Genomic DNA, 18,185 nt, shown 5'->3' on the forward strand with positions numbered 1-18,185 from the left:
CTTTTAAGTTCTTTTGTCATATTATTTTACTTTTTATGAGGTTAATAATATGTCAAGCTATTTCAGTATAAGACAGGTTAATGGGGTTGGAGCAATGGGTGAATGGCTCTGTTTACGTGAGATGAAAAAAGCAGCTCATCAAGTTCTGTTTCTCTCTATTGTGACACATAAAAAAAAGTTCGACAACTTGGTGCTGTCGAACTCTTCTATGAAAATTAAAAGTAGTTTGTTATAGATAGACGCATCCATTAAAATTTGGATGGTGCAATTCTTCTTTTTATTCCTATTTTTGAATATTTGGTAGTTCAAGTCCATAACCCTTCTTCTTGTCTAAGGCTTTGAGCAAGAAGCCAAGTATCAGGGCAATGACGCCTAAGGAGACGAATACTAACATAGGAGCTGTATAGTTATACTTCAAAGGGTCGGTGACACCGGGGTTGGACGAGCGCAGTACCGAACCGATAATCATTGGGAAGGCATACAAGCCGATGTTCTGAATCCAGAAGATCAGTGCGTAAGCAGAGCCTATAAGTTTGTCATCGATGAGCTTTGGTACGGAGGGCCATAGGGCAGCAGGCACTAACGAGAAGGATATACCCAACAAGATAATGGCTGCATAGGTGATGATGACGCTCTGTGTGGCTGGTACCACAAATGCAAAGATGAGGTGACAGATAATCATGAGCATTGCTCCTAAAATCAACATCGTTGCTCCTTTTCCTTTGCGGTCAAGGAAATTGCCCAAGAATGGTGTCACTGCTGCTGCTCCCAATGGGAAGACAAAGAAAACAAGTCCTGCCTGTTCTGCACTAAACTGAAGGTTGCATTGCAGCATGTTTATAGCATACTTTTGGAAAGGGAAGATAGCTGAGTAGTATAATACGCAGAGTAAGGCTACAATCCAGAACATTTTGAGCGATAATATCTTGCCAATGTCAGAAACCTTGAATGGGTCGTCTTTCTCTTCTTCCACTCCTTGAGCGTCTAACTTCTTATCCATGAACCCATAAACAATGAAGCAAATCAAACCGATAATCAACAACAGCAGTTCGTAAGCCAAAGGACGTGACACGTTAATGGGTTTGATAGAAGCGATAGCAGGGGAGGCGATGACCACAACGGCAACTCCTACACGAGCAATTGCCATTTCAATACCCATTGCCAAAGCCATTTCTTTACCCTTAAACCATTTGACGATACCGCGCGAAACAGTGATACCTGCCATCTCGGCACCGCAACCAAAAATCATAAATCCAATGGCAGAAAGTTTTGCGGAGGCTGGCATTCCATCATAAAATGGGGTTATGTTCCAAGCTGCCAAAGGTAGATTGAGGTTGTTGTCAAACCAAACTTTGATACTACTGGCATCAAATCCTTCTGTCAGCGCATAATAATTGATGCTTGCACCTACCACCATCACTGTTCCAGAAAGGATTGCTGTAAAGCGTACCCCCATTTTATCGAGGATGATACCTGCAAAAATAAGGAAAAATACAAATACATTCAAGAAGGGTTCAGAACCCGCAAATCGACCGTATGCGATAGGGTCCCAACCGTGTTGTGTCTGTAAGAACTCCTGAAGAGGAGACAGGATGTCAACGAAAATGTAAGCAAAGAACATGGCGGATGCCAACAATACAAGTGCTGTCCAGCGCCATGCGGGCGAATCACTCAGTTTCTTTTGAAATGTTTCAACCATTGTTGTGTTTTTTTGAGTTTATGAGTTTTAAGTTGATAAGTTTTCTGTTGCTTTGTAAACGTGTTAGAGGACGTCTATTTCTTAAGCCAGCGGTCTAACCAGTTGAAGAAAGTACGCTGCCAAAGAATACCGTTTTGCGGTTTCAGTACCCAGTGATTCTCGTCAGGGAAGATGAGTAACTCGGCAGGAATGCCACGTAAACGAGCCGCATTGAAAGCGCCCATGCCCTGATTGGCATTGATACGATAGTCTTTTTCGCCATGGATGCAGAGGATAGGAGTATCCCATTGGTCTACAAACTTATGCGGACTGTTGTCGTAGGTGCGTTTGGCATTGGCTGTTTGGTCTTTATTCCAATAAGCATCTTCGTATTCCCAGTTAGAGAACCATGCCTCTTCGGTGTCGGTGTACATGCTTTCAAGATTGAAAGCACCATCGTGTGAGATGAAACACTTGAAGCGTTTGTTGTGATGACTGGCTAAGTAATAAACCGAGAATCCGCCAAATGAAGCACCCACAGCACCTAATCGGTCTTTGTCTACATAGGGGAGATGATTGGCAGCATCATCGATGGCTGATAAATAGTCTTTCATACACTGTCCTGTCCAATCGCCAGAAACCTCCGCATTCCAATCAGAACCGAAGCCGGGTAAGCCCCTACGGTTGGGTGCTACGATGATATAGCCATTGGCAGCCATGATTTGAAGATTCCAACGATAACTCCAGAATTGACTTACAGGACTTTGAGGACCGCCTTCGCAGAAGAGGAGAGTGGGGTATTTCTTATTGGCATCGAAGTGTGGAGGCAAGACAATCCAGCTCAAGAGGTCCTTGCCATCGCTGGTTTTGCTCCAGCGTTCTTCCACTTTTCCAATGGCTAACTGGTCAAAGATGTGTTTGTTTTCATCGGTCAGTTGTGTCACCTTTGCTTGTCTTTCTTTTTTCGAAGGACTCACAATGAATAAATCATCGGGGTGAGACATCGAATGCCGAGTGACTAATAACTGTTTGGTGTTGCCTAAGGTTTGTACACTTCCATAGTCGTATTGACCATCGGTGAGTTGTTTTACCTGTCCTTTCAGGTTGGTTTGGTACACGTGCGTCTTACCGTGCCATACACCAATGAAATAAAGGGTTGTGTTGTCGTTTCCCCAGCAATAAGCATCTACATTGCTGTCAAAACTTTCCGTCACATATTGTTTAACGCCTTTCTTTAAGTCGTAGATACACAAACGGTTGCGATCGCTTTCATAACCGTTTTGTTTCATGCTCTGCCAAGCAATGTATTTGCCGTCGGCAGAGAAAGAAGGATTGGTGTCATAGCCCACATTCATATCGCCCTGTTGATGATTAACAGCTTGATTTTTCATTGATTTTGTTGCATCAATGGCAGGTTCCTGATATCCTTCGGGCTTGCAAAGATTGCGAGTCTTGCCCGTAGTGATGTCATACAGGTAAATATCTGTGTCGGTAGAGATGGCATATTGCACGCCTTCTTTTTTACGACAGGTATAAGCTATCTGTTTTGAGTCAGGACTCCAAGCCAACTGTTCTACACCACCGAAGGGCGCAGTAGGACATTCGAAAGGCTCATCTTGTAAGATATCTTTGCCCTCATCAACGCCACTTTCGGTCACATTAGCAACAAATGGGTGTGCAATGCTTTCCACATAGTGGTCCCAGTGGCGATAGTTCATATCCGTAGCCAAGCGACCCGTTGCCAATGGCAGGTCGGCAGGATTGGCTTTAATGGTTCCGTGATAAGGAAGAGACTTTATCAAAATCACCTTTTTTTCATCGGGTGAGAACTTAAATCCTTCAATATCAATAGTGCTATTCGTTAATTTTTGTCGATTCGAGCCATCAGGATTCATGGTCCATAGCTGTCCACCTGTGAGGAAAGCTATCTTTTTGCCTTGTTGAATCCACACCGCATCGGTTTCGCTTTTACTGCCAGTCGTGAGTTGAGTTTTATGACTTCCCTTGACATCTGTCACGAAAAGCATCTGTTGGCTGTTGTTGTTTTTTACGCTGTAATAGCCCACTTGATAGACTACTTGGTTGCCGTCGGGCGAGGAGGATGCGCCTCCCATTCGTCCCATTGCCCACAATGCCTCCGGTGTCATGAGGTCATTAGTTGCCTTGAAGGCGGCATTTTGTTCTTTCGCTGTTTTCACTGTGCTTTGTGCTTTAGCAAAACTGCCGCCTATCATCAAAGCGACAGTTGCCATAAGGAGTGTTTTTTTGTTCATACTATATTAGAGTTTACGTTTCTTTCTTTCCAATTCTTCGCGTTTGCGCTGCATTTCTTGCTGTTGCTCTTGCATCGCTTGCAAACGTGCAGCAAGCCCACTTAACTTCTTTGGATTAGCTTTGTTCTCTTCGTAGCGTGCTTCCAAAATTTGAAGTAGTTTCGCATCGTTAGTCGTTTTACGCAAGGTCCACATAATGGCAGCACTAAAGAAGAGCGATACGAAATAGTAGAAGTTTAATCCTGCTGAATAGTCATTGAACATAAAGAAGAACATCACGGGCATGAGATACATCATCCATTGCATCATCTTCATCTGCTCAGCCTGCTGACCTACCATTTGATCTCGCTGTTGGCGCATGGTCATCCAACTGTAAAGAACGTTGGCAATACAGAAGAGGATACAGGTCAGTGAGAGATGATCGCCTATCAACCAAATGTTTTTGTTCCATTGAATAATTGGGTCGTAGGTACTTAAATCGTTAATCCACAAGAAACTTTCGCCTCGAAGTTGGATAGCATTTGGCACAAAGTTAAACATGGCAATCCAAATAGGCATCTGAATGAGCATAGGGAGACAGCCAGAAAGGGGACTGACCCCATATTTAGAATATTCTGCCATCATCGCTTGTTGCTTCTGCATCTGGTCTTCAGGCTTGTTATATTGTGCCGTTGCAGCCTCGAGTTTCGGTTTTAACACGCGCATCTTGGCAGAACTCATATAACTCTTCTTGACCATTGGGAAAGTAATGAGCTTTAACAAAAGCGTAATCAGAATGAGTACCACACCCATGGGGAACCACTTGGAAAGCCAATCAAATACATAAATGGTAAACCAACGGTTGATAATGCGGAACAAAGGCCAGCCTAAGTAAACCAATCTCTGTAACTCAAGGTCTTTATTAAATGTACTTTCTTTTTCAATACGATTGAGCAAACGGAAGTCATTAGGTCCGAAATAGAATTCAAACTCAGATGCTTTCTGTCCTGTTGGGTCAAAGAAAGTTTGCATTTTTGCCTGATATGCCTTTAGATATCCACTGCCTTTCTCCTGTGGCACACTGGTCATCAGTGCCTCTTCGTTAAAGTCATGCTTGGCAATCATGACAGCTGAGAAGAATTGGTTCTTGAAAGCGACCCAATCTATCTTGTCATCAATCTTTTTGTCTATCTCTTCTGAAGTCTCACTCAGCTTCTTAGTTCCCCCCTTCACCTTGTGATAAGTGAGGGTAGCGTAGCGATTTTCGAAGGTAAATCCTTTTTCTTGTTGTCGGCATTTGTCTGTCCAATCAACATTCATGGATTTTGTGTTCGGTGCAAACAAGCCGTTCATGCCATTCACTTTCATGGACATGTGCAAAAGATAATCTGCACCCAAGCGATATTGTATCACGAGCGATTTGCCTTGTCCTGCCTCGGCTGTCAGCGTAAGGGTAGAGTCTGTTTGTGCGGAAGGACTGAAATAGAGGTCTTGCGTTGCAATGTTTGCCTCTTTCGTCGACATGATGAAGTTTAGTTTTTGAACCTTATCGTCGAACAAAACAACGTCAGGATTGTCCTCTCTATCCTTAAAGTTTTTGATGATTGCCTTGCTTACGGTTCCTCCTTTTGTGTTGACAGACAATTCAAGGTGTTCGTTTTTCAAGACAACCTCTTGTGCTTGACCCTCCAAGGCAGCATGAAATAAAGCGGTGGTGTCCGCCTTTTGTTTGGCTTTTAAGTCAGCTATTTCTTTGGCGTGTGCTTGTTGTTTAGCGAGTTCGGCTTGGTGTTGAGTGACTGCAGCAATGGAGTCTTGCTGCATCTTCTTTGCTTGCTCTTCTGCAGAGGGTTGAGACCACCAACTAAAACCTATTAACAAGAGTCCCATAAGAACGAGACCCGTCATCGTATTTTTATCCATTTCTAATTATTTCTTCTGATTTTCAATTGCTGATTTTATGAAATCAACAAATAAGGGGTGTGGGTTAAGAACCGTACTTTGATACTCTGGGTGGAATTGTGTGCCAATATACCACTTCAAACTCGGTATTTCTACAATCTCAACTAAATCACTTTCAGGGTTTTTACCCACGCACATCATTCCCGCTTTCTCGTATTCTTTTAAGAAAGAGTTGTTGAATTCAAAACGGTGTCGATGTCTCTCTTGAATATATTCCTGTTTATAAATATTGAAGACGTGCGAACCTTGTTTGAGCACACATTCGTATGACCCCAATCGCATGGTACCTCCCATGTTGGTGATATTCTTTTGCTCTTCCATGATGTCAATGACATTGTGTTCTGTCTTCTCATCCATTTCACGGCTGTTGGCATCGGGATAACCCAATACATTGCGTGCAAACTCTATCACCATCATCTGCATACCCAAGCAAATGCCAAAGGTGGGAATGTCGTGTGTCCTCGTATAGTGAGCCGCAATGATTTTCCCTTCAATGCCGCGTTGCCCAAATCCCGGACATATCACAATGCCGTCTTGTCCTTTAAGCATTTCTGCAACATTGTTCTCGTTAATCTTTTCCGAGTTGATAAACGTCAGTATCGTCTTGTGGTCGTTATAGGTTCCAGCTTGCGACAAGCTCTCTCGGATGCTTTTATAGGCGTCTTGTAAATCGTACTTGCCTACCAATCCGATATGAACCTCTTTCTTTGCCTTGTTCCTTCGTTCCAAAAAGCTCTTCCAAGGACCCAAAGTTGGCGTCTCTTTTACTGCTATTCCCATCTTTTTCAAGATAGCCACGTCCAACTTTTGGTTTTGCATATTGACGGGAACTTCGTAGATACTCGGCAGGTCTTCACTCTGAATGACGCAATCGAAATCGACATTACAGAAAGATGCCACCTTGTGTAACACATCATCTTTCAGATGTTTCTCCGTACGAAGTACTAAAATATCCGGTTGAATACCTATGCTTTGGAGTTCCTTGACACTATGTTGCGTTGGCTTGGTCTTCAGTTCTCCAGCGGCTTTCAAATAAGGTACATAAGTAAGGTGTACACTCAAAGCATTTTTACCCAATTCCCATTTCAATTGGCGAATGGCTTCTAAGAACGGTGTAGACTCAATATCGCCCACCGTACCACCGATTTCGGTAATGACGAAATCGTAATGGAACTTCTGTCCCATGAGTTTCACGTTGCGCTTAATCTCGTCAGTGATATGAGGAACTACTTGAATGGTTTTGCCTAAATAGTCGCCACGGCGTTCTTTATCAATAACTGCTTTGTAAATTCTGCCTGTTGTCAGCGAGTTTGCTTTTGTTGTTTTTATCCCTGTAAACCGTTCGTAGTGTCCTAAGTCTAAGTCGGTTTCCATACCATCCGTTGTTACATAGCATTCTCCATGCTCGTAAGGGTTTAATGTTCCCGGGTCAATATTGATGTAAGGATCAAATTTTTGAATGGTAATATTGTAACCTCTTGCTTGTAAAAGCTTTCCAATAGATGATGAAATAATCCCTTTTCCTAATGATGAGACCACACCACCTGTAACGAATATATACTTTGTTTCAGCCACGATACGTTGTTTTATTTGTGATATGACATAAAAATACAAGGTGCAAAGTTAGTATAAAATTGCGAAACATACAAGCAACTTTCATTTTTTATTATTACCTTTGCATGCATCAAAAACGAATATGAAAATGAAACTTATCAGCACATTCATGATGATCATGATACCGATGGTTTTATCTGCCAACGAACCAGTTGGTCGTAAGGTGATAAAACATCCGTCAGACACCACCACCGCCTTTGTGAAAGCTTATACTGATTCTTTGCATCATTATCAACAGCAGCTCGATTCCTTGCAACGTATCAATGCGCTTTTGTATCATCGACTCGCACAAGAGAATGGTAAATATGCTCGATTGTTTCTCCCTACCACTTTTTATCACCAGATAAGTCAACATCAGTTTAGTTTATCAAAAGACTCGCTGACCTCTTCTATGTTCAATGAGGCTTTGGAGAATGCGTTGCTCCATATCTACCTGAAGCGGCCGGATTTGGTCACCAAGACGCAAACACAGCTAAAAGCGGAAGGGAAAGTGTCTACCAGTCAAGAAACGACGCTTAAAAATAAAACCGCTATTGTTGAAAAGGTGGCTCCTTTACCTACGGAGGAAGTGTATGTACCTGTAGATTTGGTGATAAAGAAACCTAACTTTTGGAGCTTTTCGGGCGATGGCTATTTGCAGTTCTTGCAAAACTACGTATCGGGCAACTGGTATAAGGGAGGCGAGAGCAACTATTCCATGCTCGGCAATGTGACCCTCAATCTTGGCTATAACAATAAGAAAAAGGTAAAGTGGGACAACAAGTTAGAGATGAAATTGGGTTTCCAAACCTCTGAAAGTGATACGTTGCACACGCTAAAGACGCATACCGATGATATTCGATACACCAGTAACTTTGGGTTGCAGGCAACTAAAAATTGGTATTATTCTTTACAGATGATAGCCAATACACAGTTCATGCGAGGCTATCGCAACAACGATGAAAAGGTTTATTCTGATTTCCTATCCCCTTTGAATATTGATGTTGCGGTCGGTATGCGATATAACTTCGACTGGTTGAAGGGACGTTTGAAGGGTAGTGTGAACCTCTCGCCCTTGGCTTATCATTATCGTTATGTGGCTCGTGAGCATTTGGTGACGCGCTTTGGTATTGAAAAAGGCAAGCACCATGTGGATGATTACGGTTCCAGTATGAACATTGATTTCAACTGGATGTTTTCAGAAATGGTGCGATGGCGTTCACGCCTGTACGGTTACACCTCGTATAAGCGCTCTGAAATAGAATGGGAAAATACATTCACCTTCCAGTTTACCAAGTATTTATCTGCCAACTTGTATGTCTATCCACGCTTTGATGATAGTCGCAAGCGCGATGACACAAACGGATATTTCATGTATAAAGAGTATTTGTCGATTGGTTTGTCTCATTCGTTCTAATGAGTTCCAACCACGATACTCCCTCATTCGTTGCTTTGATTGCGACAAGAAGGCTCCTTCAATGAAGGAGCTATTTTTTTTATTTTCTTGCTATTTTGGGTAAGAGCTTTAGATGTTTTTGTCCTATTATTTTACTAAAAAACGACCATCTAAAATCTTCAAAATTGAAAATTTTAATAGGCAAACGACCTGCAAAAATGCACTGATTTGAACAAAATAAACGCCTTTTCTGGCTGAAGCATTGATTTAACGTTCTTGGAAACATACATTAGCGGTGTTATTTACATGACTTAAGAGCATTAAAACATGCAAATAGCAGGCTTATCTTAATGCTTTAGTCGCAAAGAAATGGTAAAAATGGGAAAGAACTGAAGCTCTTTAGGTGTAATGTGTTTAATCACAATGGATTATGGAAGTCGCTCATTTCCGGCGTATTTGCGACCCACTTTGCCGTTGGATGATTTCACGCGAGTTATGAGAGGCACTTTGTAAAGAAAATTCAGCATTTATTTTTATTCCATCAAGCGTGCCGCTAATTTTGCAAACGTTGCGTTTTGGGGTGTGTTTTTCGTTGTACAAATACAATTCTTCCATGAAAGAGCCGTGCGCAAAACATCAAATGTCGATAAAAATGCCGACAATTCATGGAATTATCATTAACTTTGCAGATATGATAGCTTACACAGAAAAACGATAAAAGCGATGATAAATTACGATTTAAGCAAAATTAAGGCGATTATATTTGATGTAGACGGTGTGTTGTCGAAGTCTACTATCACGCTGGATAGCGATGGAGAACCCTTGCGAACCATCAATATCAAAGACGGTTATGCCATTCAGCTTGCGCAAAAAAGAGGTCTGCGGATAGCCATTTTGACAGGTGGAAATACGCCTGCTGTGCGTCTGCGCTATGAGAGTCTCGGGTTGGAAGATATTTATATGGGCTGTAGCGTTAAAATTAAGCATTATCAGGATTTTATCGAGAAATACGGACTCACCGATGAAGAAGTGATATTTGTCGGCGACGACATACCAGATTATGAGGTCATGAAGCAATGTGGTTGTCCCTGTTGTCCTGCTGATGCCGTTGCTGAAATTAAGGTACTGTCCACTTATGTGAGTCATTATCGGGGTGGTGAAGGCTGTGGTAGAGACATCATTGAGCAAGTGTTAAGAGTGAAGAAATTATGGTTAAACGACCAAACGGCATTCGGTTGGTAACACGGCGCATCAAGAAAAAATAGGAAAAACAAACAGAAAGATATGACGAACTATCATCTTATTCTTGCTTCTAACTCACCACGTAGAAAGGAACTGTTAGAAGGATTAGATTTACCTTTTACGGTGAAGGTAAAAAACTATGTCCCTGAAGATTATCCGAAAGATTTGCCAGTTGCTCAAGTGCCACAATTCATTGCGAAAGAAAAGGCGAGTGCCTATGACGTTTGTCATGGAGAATTGTTGCTCACAGCCGATACTGTCGTTGTTGTTGGGCAGGAAGTGTTGGGCAAACCCGTTGATGAATCGGATGCGAGGCGCATGCTCCGGCTGTTGAGTGGGCGCACCCATCAGGTGATAACAGGCGTTTGTCTAACAACAACTTCCCAACAGAAGGCGTTTAGTGTCAGTACAAATGTTACTTTTAAGGAGCTTTCGGACGACGAGATAAATTATTATATTTCAAAATATCAACCTTTTGACAAGGCTGGTGCATACGGCATACAAGAATGGATAGGGTATGTGGGGGTGACAAAACTTGAAGGCAGTTATTATAATGTCATGGGACTCCCTGTACAACGAATTTATGAAGAAATGCAAACCATGTGACATTTTCGTGCTACAAAAGGCTTTAAGTAAGACTCAATGAATTATTAGTATCTTTTATGAATAATAAACAATCGTTTGTCTGATAACGCTTTCGTCTCTATCTTTCATTGTTGTTTTATTTTTAACGATAGTAGTTCTTTAGTTCTTGTAATGCCAATGCTTACCTATTTCTCTAAGTTCTTCATTTACTTAATGATGTATTAGTTTCGACGGATATGATAATAAAACTCACAAATTGTGCAAAAAATCATTGTAAATAGTGAAAACTTATAGAATTTTTGTGATAAAACTTGTGAAAATTAAAAAACATACCTATATTTGCAAGTAAAGAGAATAACATTAATAAATCACGAATTGTATGGCAAAGTATAACATCACTGAGAAAAAAGAGAAAGAGGCTGCCTACCGTTCGCTCGTTAGTCCCCAGTTGATGGACGAACTGAAGGAAAAAATCTTAGACATTATCCTTATTCAGAAGAAGTATAAAGATAAGAATTATTCAGCGAAAAAGTTAGCCGATGAGCTTGGTACCAACACACGATACATTTCAGCGGCTGTCAATGTTCGTTTTCACATGAATTATACTTCCTTTGTGAATAAGTTTCGTATCGAAGAGGCGATGGCATTACTCGCAGATAAACGCTATCAAGATTTGAACATGCAAGAAATCTCTGATGTGGTAGGATTTGCGAATAGACAGTCGTTTTATTCCGCATTTTATAAACTAAATAACTGTACTCCTCGTGAATACAGGATTGAACATTTAGGAGCACAGCCTCAAGAGCCTGTTGCGCCAAAGAAAAGAGGACGCAAACCGAAATCTAAGAAAAAATAATTTCATTATTTTGCATTTATAGTGATTCAACATTTTAATTATTCGGACGAGCGATTTGCTGATTTGCAAATGCTTCGTTATCGATTAAAAGGCTTTGAGACACTTAGCCTTCAACAAAAAATATATATCTACTATCTATCTAAAGCCGCACAAGCTGGTCGGGATATTACTACCGATCAGTTTGGAAAATATAATCTCAAGATACGAAAAGTCTTAGAGCTGATTTATGCGCAGCACACTAATGCTATCAACAATCCTGAGTTCCAAGCTTTAGAAGTCTATCTCAAACGGATATGGTTCTCTAATGGTATCTATCATCATTACGGTTGTGAAAAGTTACAACCCGGCTTTTCGCCTTCTTTCTTTAAGTCGTTGTTATTGACTATTCCACCGTCGCAATTGCCGTTGGAGGCAGGTCAGTCGGTTGAAATGCTGTATGATGAATTGTATCCTGTACTCTTTGACCCCAACTACTTACCCAAGCGAGTCAACAAAACTGATGGTGACGATTTGGTGCTCACATCTGCTTGTAACTTCTATGACAACGTGACGCAGGCTGAAGTGGAGTCCTATTATCAGCGAATGAGGCGTACTCATGACGAAGAACCTATCTCTTATGGATTAAATTCCAAGGTTGTTAAAGATGAAAATGGAAGGGTACAGGAAGTTAAATGGACCTCAAGAGGACTCTATGGGAAAGCCATTCAGCGTATTATCATGTGGTTAGAGAAGGCGATGCCCTATGCAGAAAACGACCAGCAAAAGCATGTTTTGGAGCTTCTTATTACTTACTATCATACGGGAGAGTTAAAGCTATTTGACAAATTTTCGATAGAATGGTTGAAAGAACAAGATGGGCAGGTAGATTTTATCAATGGCTTTATTGAAGTGTATGGTGACCCTTTAGGTTTGAAAGGGTCGTGGGAAGGCTTCGTTTCATACAAAGATGAGGAAGCCACTCAGCGCACAAAGCTCATCAGTCAGCATGCACAGTGGTTTGAAAATCATTCGCCAGTAGACCAAAGATTTAAGAAACAAGAAGTAAGAGGTGTGACAGCGCATGTTGTTTGTGCAGCTATGTTGGGCGGTGATGAATACCCAGCATCGGCAATTGGTATCAACTTGCCAAATGCAGAATGGATACGCGCACGATATGGTTCGAAAAGTGTCACGATAGGCAATCTCACCGAGGCTTACAATGAGGTGGCACGAGGCAATGGGTTGCATGAAGAATTTGTCGTGGATGATGAAGTTCTGCGTCAAATCAACCTGTATGGAAACCTCTGTGACAATCTTCATACCGACCTTCATGAATGTGTGGGTCATGGAAGTGGGCAACTGTTGCCGGGCGTTAGTGGTGATGCGTTAAGGGCATATGGTGATACGATTGAAGAAGCTCGAGCAGACTTGTTTGCTTTGTACTATATGGCGGATGAAAAATTGGTGGAGCTTGGACTGCTTCCTGACACGACAGCCTATCACGCACAATATTACACGTACCTGATGAACGGTCTGATGACGCAGCTTGTGCGCATTCAGTTGGGGCATAAAATAGAGGAGGCTCACATGAGAAATCGTGCGCTCATCGCCCATTGGGTGTTGGCACATGCGGGTGATGCCGTAGAAATTGTTGAGCGTTCTGTAGCAGGTACTAACGAAGTAAAGCACTATGTTCAAGTCAACGACTATTCCAAATTGAGAAATCTCTTTGGAGAATTGTTGGCTGAAATTCAACGTATCAAGAGTGAGGGTGATTTTGAAGCGGCACGCAATATGGTGGAAACCTATGCTGTCAACATTGATTCGGTATTACACGAAGAGGTGTTGAAACGATACCGCCAATTAGATATCGCCCCATATAAAGGTTTTATTAATCCGTGGATGAAGCCAAAATTAGATAATCAAGGAAATATTGTCGATATTGAGCTTGATTATACCGAGTCGTATGCGCATCAAATGATGAGATATTCTAAAGAGTCAGCTGCCGATGAATCATGATATAAATGAAACAGTGAAAGAAATCAAGCGTTCGTTTCGCTTGTTAATGAATGGTGTTGCCTCGCAATCTATGCGTGAGAAGGGTGCTTCTTACTTCGTGAACTGGGGTTGTTCGTTAGGCGATTTATCCCAAATGGCAAAGCGATATGGCAAAAACTACCATTTAGCGATTGCCTTATGGAAAGAAAACATCCGTGAATGTAAAATTTTAGCCACGTTGATAATGCCGCCAGAGCAATTGGATGCCGACATCGTTGATATTTGGGTAGCGGACATCCACACGCAAGATTTAGCCGAAATAGCATCGTTCAATCTCTTTCAATATTTGCCTTATGCTTCCGTTCTTGCCTACCAATGGATGGCGACAGATGATAAGATAAAGCAAATTTGTGCTTATCAGATCTTGTCACGACTGTTTATGAGGGGAGTAGTGCCTAACGATCGAGGCATTAACGAGTTCTTAGATCAAAGTAGTGTCGCTTTGCAGCACGAAGATGTGGGCGTTCGACATGCCGCGATGAATTGCATTGTGCGGTTTTGTGCATTGGGAGACGAGTACCATCAAATCGCAACGAAGGCACTTCAAATGGAGATTTAAGATTTATACTTGCATGCTGATACTTTTTTCCAAAGAAAAGTTGTAACTTTGTGGTGTTATATAGCTCAATATGAAAAAAGATATCAGAAATGCCGTTAGGCAACATCTGGATGATTATCTTATCATAAACAATCTCCGAAAGACATCTGAGAGATATGCAATTCTTGACGCTGTGCTTAGCTTAAAAGGGCATTTCTCGTTGGATGAGCTGAATGATTATCTCTTAGAAAAAAGCTTCAGGGTGAGTAGAGCGACGCTATATAACAATTTACGGCTCTTTCAAAAGTTACGATTCGTCGTTTGTCATCGTCTTTCTAATGGTACAAAGTACGAGTCATGCTGTGACAGTAAAGACCATTGTCATCAGATTTGCACCATATGTGGTAAGGTGACGGAGATTAACAGCGCAGAATTGAGAGACACCGTGGAGGAGATGAAGCTCAAAAGGTTCAAAAAAGACGCTTATACATTATATATATATGGGGTGTGTAGTTCGTGTCAAGCAAAGATTACACGCCGCAAATCCAACAGAAAGAAATTAAAACCATAAAATCATGAATACAGGTAAAGTAGATGTGCTCCTCGGACTACAATGGGGAGATGAAGGCAAAGGGAAGGTCGTTGATGTGCTGACACCCAAATACGACGTCATTGCAAGATTTCAAGGTGGACCCAATGCAGGGCATACCCTCGAATTTGAAAACCAGAAATATGTGTTACGAAGCATCCCCTCTGGTATCTTTCAAGGTGGAAAGCTGAACATCATTGGCAATGGGGTTGTGCTTGCGCCCGACCTCTTTATGAAAGAAGCCCAAGAACTTGAAAAGAGTGGACACGAATTGAAAAGCCGTATTCACATCTCGAAGAAAGCACATTTAATCATGCCTACTCATAGAATTTTGGATCAGGCATACGAGGCAGCACGAGGCAAGGGAAAGGTTGGAACGACAGGGAAGGGGATTGGTCCCACTTATACCGACAAGACTTCTCGCAACGGTCTACGTGTAGGAGATATCTTAGACCGTTTTGACGAAAAATATCAGGCGCACAAGGAGCGTCATCTCAAGATGCTGAAAGCACTCAACTATTCTGATTTTGATATTACTGAAACAGAAAAGGAGTGGATGGAGGGCGTTGAATACCTCAAACAATTCAAGTTAGTGGATAGTGAACATGAAATCAATCGTCTGCTTCGACAGCAAAAGACCATCTTGTGTGAAGGAGCGCAAGGCACGATGCTTGATGTTGATTTTGGTAGTTATCCTTTCGTCACCTCCTCTAATACAATATGTGCAGGTGCTTGTATCGGACTCGGTTTGGGTCCTCGCATGATAGGAAATGTCTATGGCATCATGAAAGCGTATTGTACACGTGTAGGTTCTGGTCCTTTCCCCACAGAACTCTTTGACGAAACAGGCAAGCAACTTCGTGACTTAGGTCATGAGTATGGGGCTGTGACAGGGCGTGAGCGTCGTTGTGGATGGGTAGATTTAATCCAACTGCGTTATTCTGTGATGGTTAATGGGGTGACTCATCTCATTTTAATGAAGAGCGATGTCCTTGATGCAATGAAGACTATAAAAGCATGTGTAGGCTACGAGTTGCCCGATGGCACTACTACGAAGGAGCTTCCTTTTGACTTGGAGGGCGTGGAGCCTATTTACCAAGAGTTGGAAGGGTGGCAAACGGATATGACAAAGATGACTTCTGAGGACGAATTCCCTGCTGCTTTCAAGAAATATTTGCAGTTCATAGAGGAGTTCCTTGAAACTCCTATAAAGATTGTGTCTATAGGGCCAGACCGCGCACAAACGGTGATTAGAAAATAATGTGAAGGAAATAGCAATGGCAAACAAACCAAGTATTGTAAAAGGAACACGCGACTTCTCTCCAGCGGAGATGTCTAAAAGAAATTATATCTTTAACACTATCAAAGAGGTCTATGCTCTTTACGGTTACCAACAGATAGAAACACCGTCGTTAGAAACGCTTCAGACCCTCATGGGGAAATATGGAGAAGAGGGCGATAAACTTTTATTCAAAGTATTGAACTCTGGAGATTTCTTAAATAAGGTAAGCGATGAGGAACTTCAAGAGCGCAATGTTTTGAAATTAGCTTCCAAGATTTGCGAAAAAGGTCTTCGTTACGACTTAACCGTACCTTTTGCTCGTTATGTGGTGATGCATCATGATGAAATACAATTCCCATTCAAGCGTTACCAAATACAACCAGTATGGCGTGCTGACCGACCGCAAAAAGGGCGTTATCGTGAATTTTATCAATGCGATGCCGATGTGGTTGGCTCTGATTCTCTATTGAATGAGGTGGAGCTGATGCAGATAGTTGATGAAGTGTTTACACGATTTGGCGTACGCGTGTTGCTAAAAATCAACAATAGGAAGATTTTGACAGGCATTGCAGAAGTGATAGGTGCTGCAGAAAAGATAGTAGATATCACTGTTGCAATTGACAAGTTGGATAAAATCGGACTGGAAGGTGTGAACCAAGAATTGGCGAATGCCGGAATTGACGCCGATGCCATTGAGAAGTTACAGCCTATCATTTCATTGCAAGGAACCAATGAAGAAAAACTTAAGACCATTGGCGAGGTACTGAAAGACAGTGATATAGGGTTGAAAGGTGTCGAAGAGGTTTCTTATATCTTAAAGGTATTGAAGTCGGTAGGGCTGCATCATGAAATAGAACTTGATTTAACTTTGGCTCGTGGGCTCAACTACTATACAGGAGCAATCTTCGAAGTAAAAGCCTTGGATGTAGAGATTGGTAGCATCACAGGTGGAGGTCGATATGATAATCTTACGGGTATCTTCGGCAAGCCCGGATTGAGCGGCGTCGGTATCTCTTTCGGAGCCGACCGCATCTATGATGTCCTTCATGCGCTCAACCTTTATCCCAAAGAAACCATCGGTAGCACTCAGTTGCTGTTTATCAACTTTGGTGACCAAGAAACGGCTTACTGTCTACCATTGGTGAATGAGGCTCGTCGACAAGGAGTGTGCACAGAGCTTTTCCCAGATGCTGTGAAAATGAAGAAGCAGATGAGTTATGCCAATGCTCATGAAATACCCTATGTGGCTTTAGCAGGTGAGAATGAAATGAAAGAAAATAAGATTACGCTCAAGGATATGCGTTCTGGGGAGCAGAAGTTATTGTCTAAAGATGATTTAATTCCGTTCCTTTTAGAGCAAAAATAACACAATTTTTCGGTTAAAAAGATAAATTTTATGATCCAACATCAGTTTTCTTTGTTGGTTATGAGAGAAATTATCATAAATTTTGTACATTTGCAAGCAATACAAAAAGAATAAAATATGATATTAGATAATCAAGCTTACAACAGACTTATTGATGCGGGAATTCACCCATCGGCTCAACGTATCGCTATTATGGAGTATCTTTTGACAAATTTCACGCACCCAACGGTGGATGAAATCTATAAAAATCTCTGTCCAAAAATCCCTACATTGAGTAAAACAACGGTGTATAACACATTGCGTTTGTTTGCAGAACATCATGCTGCACAGATGATTACCATTGACGATCATCGTGTTTGCTATGACGGAAAGATGGAGCCTCATGTACATTTTTTCTGCAATAAATGTGGAAAGATTATTGACTTGCCAAACGAGGCAGCTCCCCAACTGGCAGAAAAACGTAACATTGACGGTCACATCGTGGACGAGATGCAACTCTATTATAAAGGAGTTTGCAACGAATGTGTTAATGCAGAGCTGGAAAAATCACAGAATTGATTTTTATTACTGAAAAGACTTACCCTTTCACATCTTTAATATTTCAAAATAAGCCCATTGAGTTAGCTGTTTTAACTCAATGGGTTTGTGCTATTATCTCCATGGGTTAATGCCCTTATCTCCATGGGTTAACGTCCTTATCTCCATGAGTTAATGCCCTTATCTCCATGAGTTTGTACTTTCCTAAAATCACTTGACAGTCTTTATTCACTTTTCCTAATTTACTTGTCAAATTTTTTCATTCATTCTAA

General features: G+C 41.6%; 14 protein-coding genes. 10 read left to right on the forward strand and 4 right to left on the reverse strand.

Annotated elements, in window-relative coordinates; genetic code table 11:
• Positions 1–283 precede the first annotated feature (283 nt).
• The 4 genes from DEM91_RS09750 to DEM91_RS09765 form a co-directional block, all read right to left on the reverse strand.
• On the reverse strand, positions 284–1,699 hold the full coding sequence (locus DEM91_RS09750; protein WP_249858793.1) for an MFS transporter: 1,416 nt from the start codon (positions 1,697–1,699) through the stop codon (positions 284–286).
• 74 nt (positions 1,700–1,773) lie between these two features.
• On the reverse strand, positions 1,774–3,951 hold the full coding sequence (locus DEM91_RS09755; RefSeq protein ID WP_249858794.1) for an alpha/beta fold hydrolase: 2,178 nt from the start codon (positions 3,949–3,951) through the stop codon (positions 1,774–1,776).
• Between the two features lie 6 nt (positions 3,952–3,957).
• On the reverse strand, positions 3,958–5,853 hold the full coding sequence (gene yidC, locus DEM91_RS09760; protein ID WP_249858795.1) for a membrane protein insertase YidC: 1,896 nt from the start codon (positions 5,851–5,853) through the stop codon (positions 3,958–3,960).
• A 6-nt stretch (positions 5,854–5,859) separates the two neighbouring features.
• Entirely contained in the window at positions 5,860–7,467 is a 1,608-nt protein-coding gene (locus tag DEM91_RS09765; RefSeq protein ID WP_025072405.1) for a CTP synthase, read from the reverse strand.
• A 127-nt stretch (positions 7,468–7,594) separates the two neighbouring features.
• Here DEM91_RS09765 and DEM91_RS09770 point away from each other — a divergent pair, with 127 nt between their 5' ends.
• From DEM91_RS09770 to DEM91_RS09815, 10 genes are all read left to right on the forward strand, one after another.
• A complete protein-coding gene (locus DEM91_RS09770) occupies positions 7,595–8,902 on the forward strand; it encodes a DUF3078 domain-containing protein (protein WP_249858796.1) in 1,308 nt (435 codons plus the stop codon).
• 702 nt (positions 8,903–9,604) lie between these two features.
• Positions 9,605–10,123, forward strand: a complete 519-nt coding sequence (locus DEM91_RS09775; protein ID WP_249858797.1) for a KdsC family phosphatase — start codon at positions 9,605–9,607, stop codon at positions 10,121–10,123.
• A 42-nt stretch (positions 10,124–10,165) separates the two neighbouring features.
• Positions 10,166–10,729, forward strand: coding sequence for a Maf-like protein (locus DEM91_RS09780; protein ID WP_249858798.1), 564 nt, complete (start codon positions 10,166–10,168; stop codon positions 10,727–10,729).
• A gap of 358 nt (positions 10,730–11,087) precedes the next feature.
• Positions 11,088–11,564: a helix-turn-helix domain-containing protein gene (locus DEM91_RS09785; RefSeq protein ID WP_249858799.1), complete on the forward strand. Its 477-nt coding sequence runs from the start codon at positions 11,088–11,090 to the stop codon at positions 11,562–11,564.
• Positions 11,565–11,633: 69 nt separating this feature from the next.
• On the forward strand, positions 11,634–13,562 hold the full coding sequence (locus tag DEM91_RS09790; RefSeq protein WP_249858804.1) for a dipeptidyl peptidase 3: 1,929 nt from the start codon (positions 11,634–11,636) through the stop codon (positions 13,560–13,562).
• Positions 13,552–14,160: a DNA alkylation repair protein gene (locus DEM91_RS09795; RefSeq protein WP_249858800.1), complete on the forward strand. Its 609-nt coding sequence runs from the start codon at positions 13,552–13,554 to the stop codon at positions 14,158–14,160. The genes DEM91_RS09790 and DEM91_RS09795 overlap by 11 nt, the downstream gene beginning before the upstream one ends.
• Positions 14,161–14,230: 70 nt before the next feature.
• On the forward strand, positions 14,231–14,710 hold the full coding sequence (locus DEM91_RS09800; RefSeq protein WP_249858801.1) for a Fur family transcriptional regulator: 480 nt from the start codon (positions 14,231–14,233) through the stop codon (positions 14,708–14,710).
• Between the two features lie 4 nt (positions 14,711–14,714).
• Positions 14,715–15,989, forward strand: a complete 1,275-nt coding sequence (locus tag DEM91_RS09805; protein WP_249858802.1) for an adenylosuccinate synthase — start codon at positions 14,715–14,717, stop codon at positions 15,987–15,989.
• A 16-nt stretch (positions 15,990–16,005) separates the two neighbouring features.
• Positions 16,006–17,376, forward strand: a complete 1,371-nt coding sequence (gene hisS, locus DEM91_RS09810) for a histidine--tRNA ligase (RefSeq protein WP_249858803.1) — start codon at positions 16,006–16,008, stop codon at positions 17,374–17,376.
• A 117-nt stretch (positions 17,377–17,493) separates the two neighbouring features.
• Positions 17,494–17,934, forward strand: coding sequence for a Fur family transcriptional regulator (locus DEM91_RS09815; RefSeq protein ID WP_008122333.1), 441 nt, complete (start codon positions 17,494–17,496; stop codon positions 17,932–17,934).
• The last annotated feature ends 251 nt before the right edge of the window (positions 17,935–18,185 follow it).

Source organism: Prevotella sp. TCVGH, assembly GCF_023522295.1.
Lineage (GTDB): Bacteria > Bacteroidota > Bacteroidia > Bacteroidales > Bacteroidaceae > Prevotella > Prevotella timonensis.

Excerpts from the sequence above, each read along its gene's own strand:
- DEM91_RS09770 (WP_249858796.1), top strand. The coding sequence starts at position 7,595 with ATGAAACTTATCAGCACATTCATGATGATCATGATACCGATGGTTTTA.
- DEM91_RS09815 (WP_008122333.1), top strand. The coding sequence starts at position 17,494 with ATGATATTAGATAATCAAGCTTACAACAGACTTATTGATGCGGGAATT.
- yidC (WP_249858795.1), bottom strand. The coding sequence starts at position 5,853 with ATGGATAAAAATACGATGACGGGTCTCGTTCTTATGGGACTCTTGTTA.
- DEM91_RS09800 (WP_249858801.1), top strand. The coding sequence starts at position 14,231 with ATGAAAAAAGATATCAGAAATGCCGTTAGGCAACATCTGGATGATTAT.
- DEM91_RS09795 (WP_249858800.1), top strand. The coding sequence starts at position 13,552 with ATGAATCATGATATAAATGAAACAGTGAAAGAAATCAAGCGTTCGTTT.
- DEM91_RS09785 (WP_249858799.1), top strand. The coding sequence starts at position 11,088 with ATGGCAAAGTATAACATCACTGAGAAAAAAGAGAAAGAGGCTGCCTAC.
- DEM91_RS09775 (WP_249858797.1), top strand. The coding sequence starts at position 9,605 with ATGATAAATTACGATTTAAGCAAAATTAAGGCGATTATATTTGATGTA.
- DEM91_RS09805 (WP_249858802.1), top strand. The coding sequence starts at position 14,715 with ATGAATACAGGTAAAGTAGATGTGCTCCTCGGACTACAATGGGGAGAT.
- hisS (WP_249858803.1), top strand. The coding sequence starts at position 16,006 with ATGGCAAACAAACCAAGTATTGTAAAAGGAACACGCGACTTCTCTCCA.
- DEM91_RS09780 (WP_249858798.1), top strand. The coding sequence starts at position 10,166 with ATGACGAACTATCATCTTATTCTTGCTTCTAACTCACCACGTAGAAAG.
- DEM91_RS09790 (WP_249858804.1), top strand. The coding sequence starts at position 11,634 with ATGCTTCGTTATCGATTAAAAGGCTTTGAGACACTTAGCCTTCAACAA.
- DEM91_RS09750 (WP_249858793.1), bottom strand. The coding sequence starts at position 1,699 with ATGGTTGAAACATTTCAAAAGAAACTGAGTGATTCGCCCGCATGGCGC.
- DEM91_RS09755 (WP_249858794.1), bottom strand. The coding sequence starts at position 3,951 with ATGAACAAAAAAACACTCCTTATGGCAACTGTCGCTTTGATGATAGGC.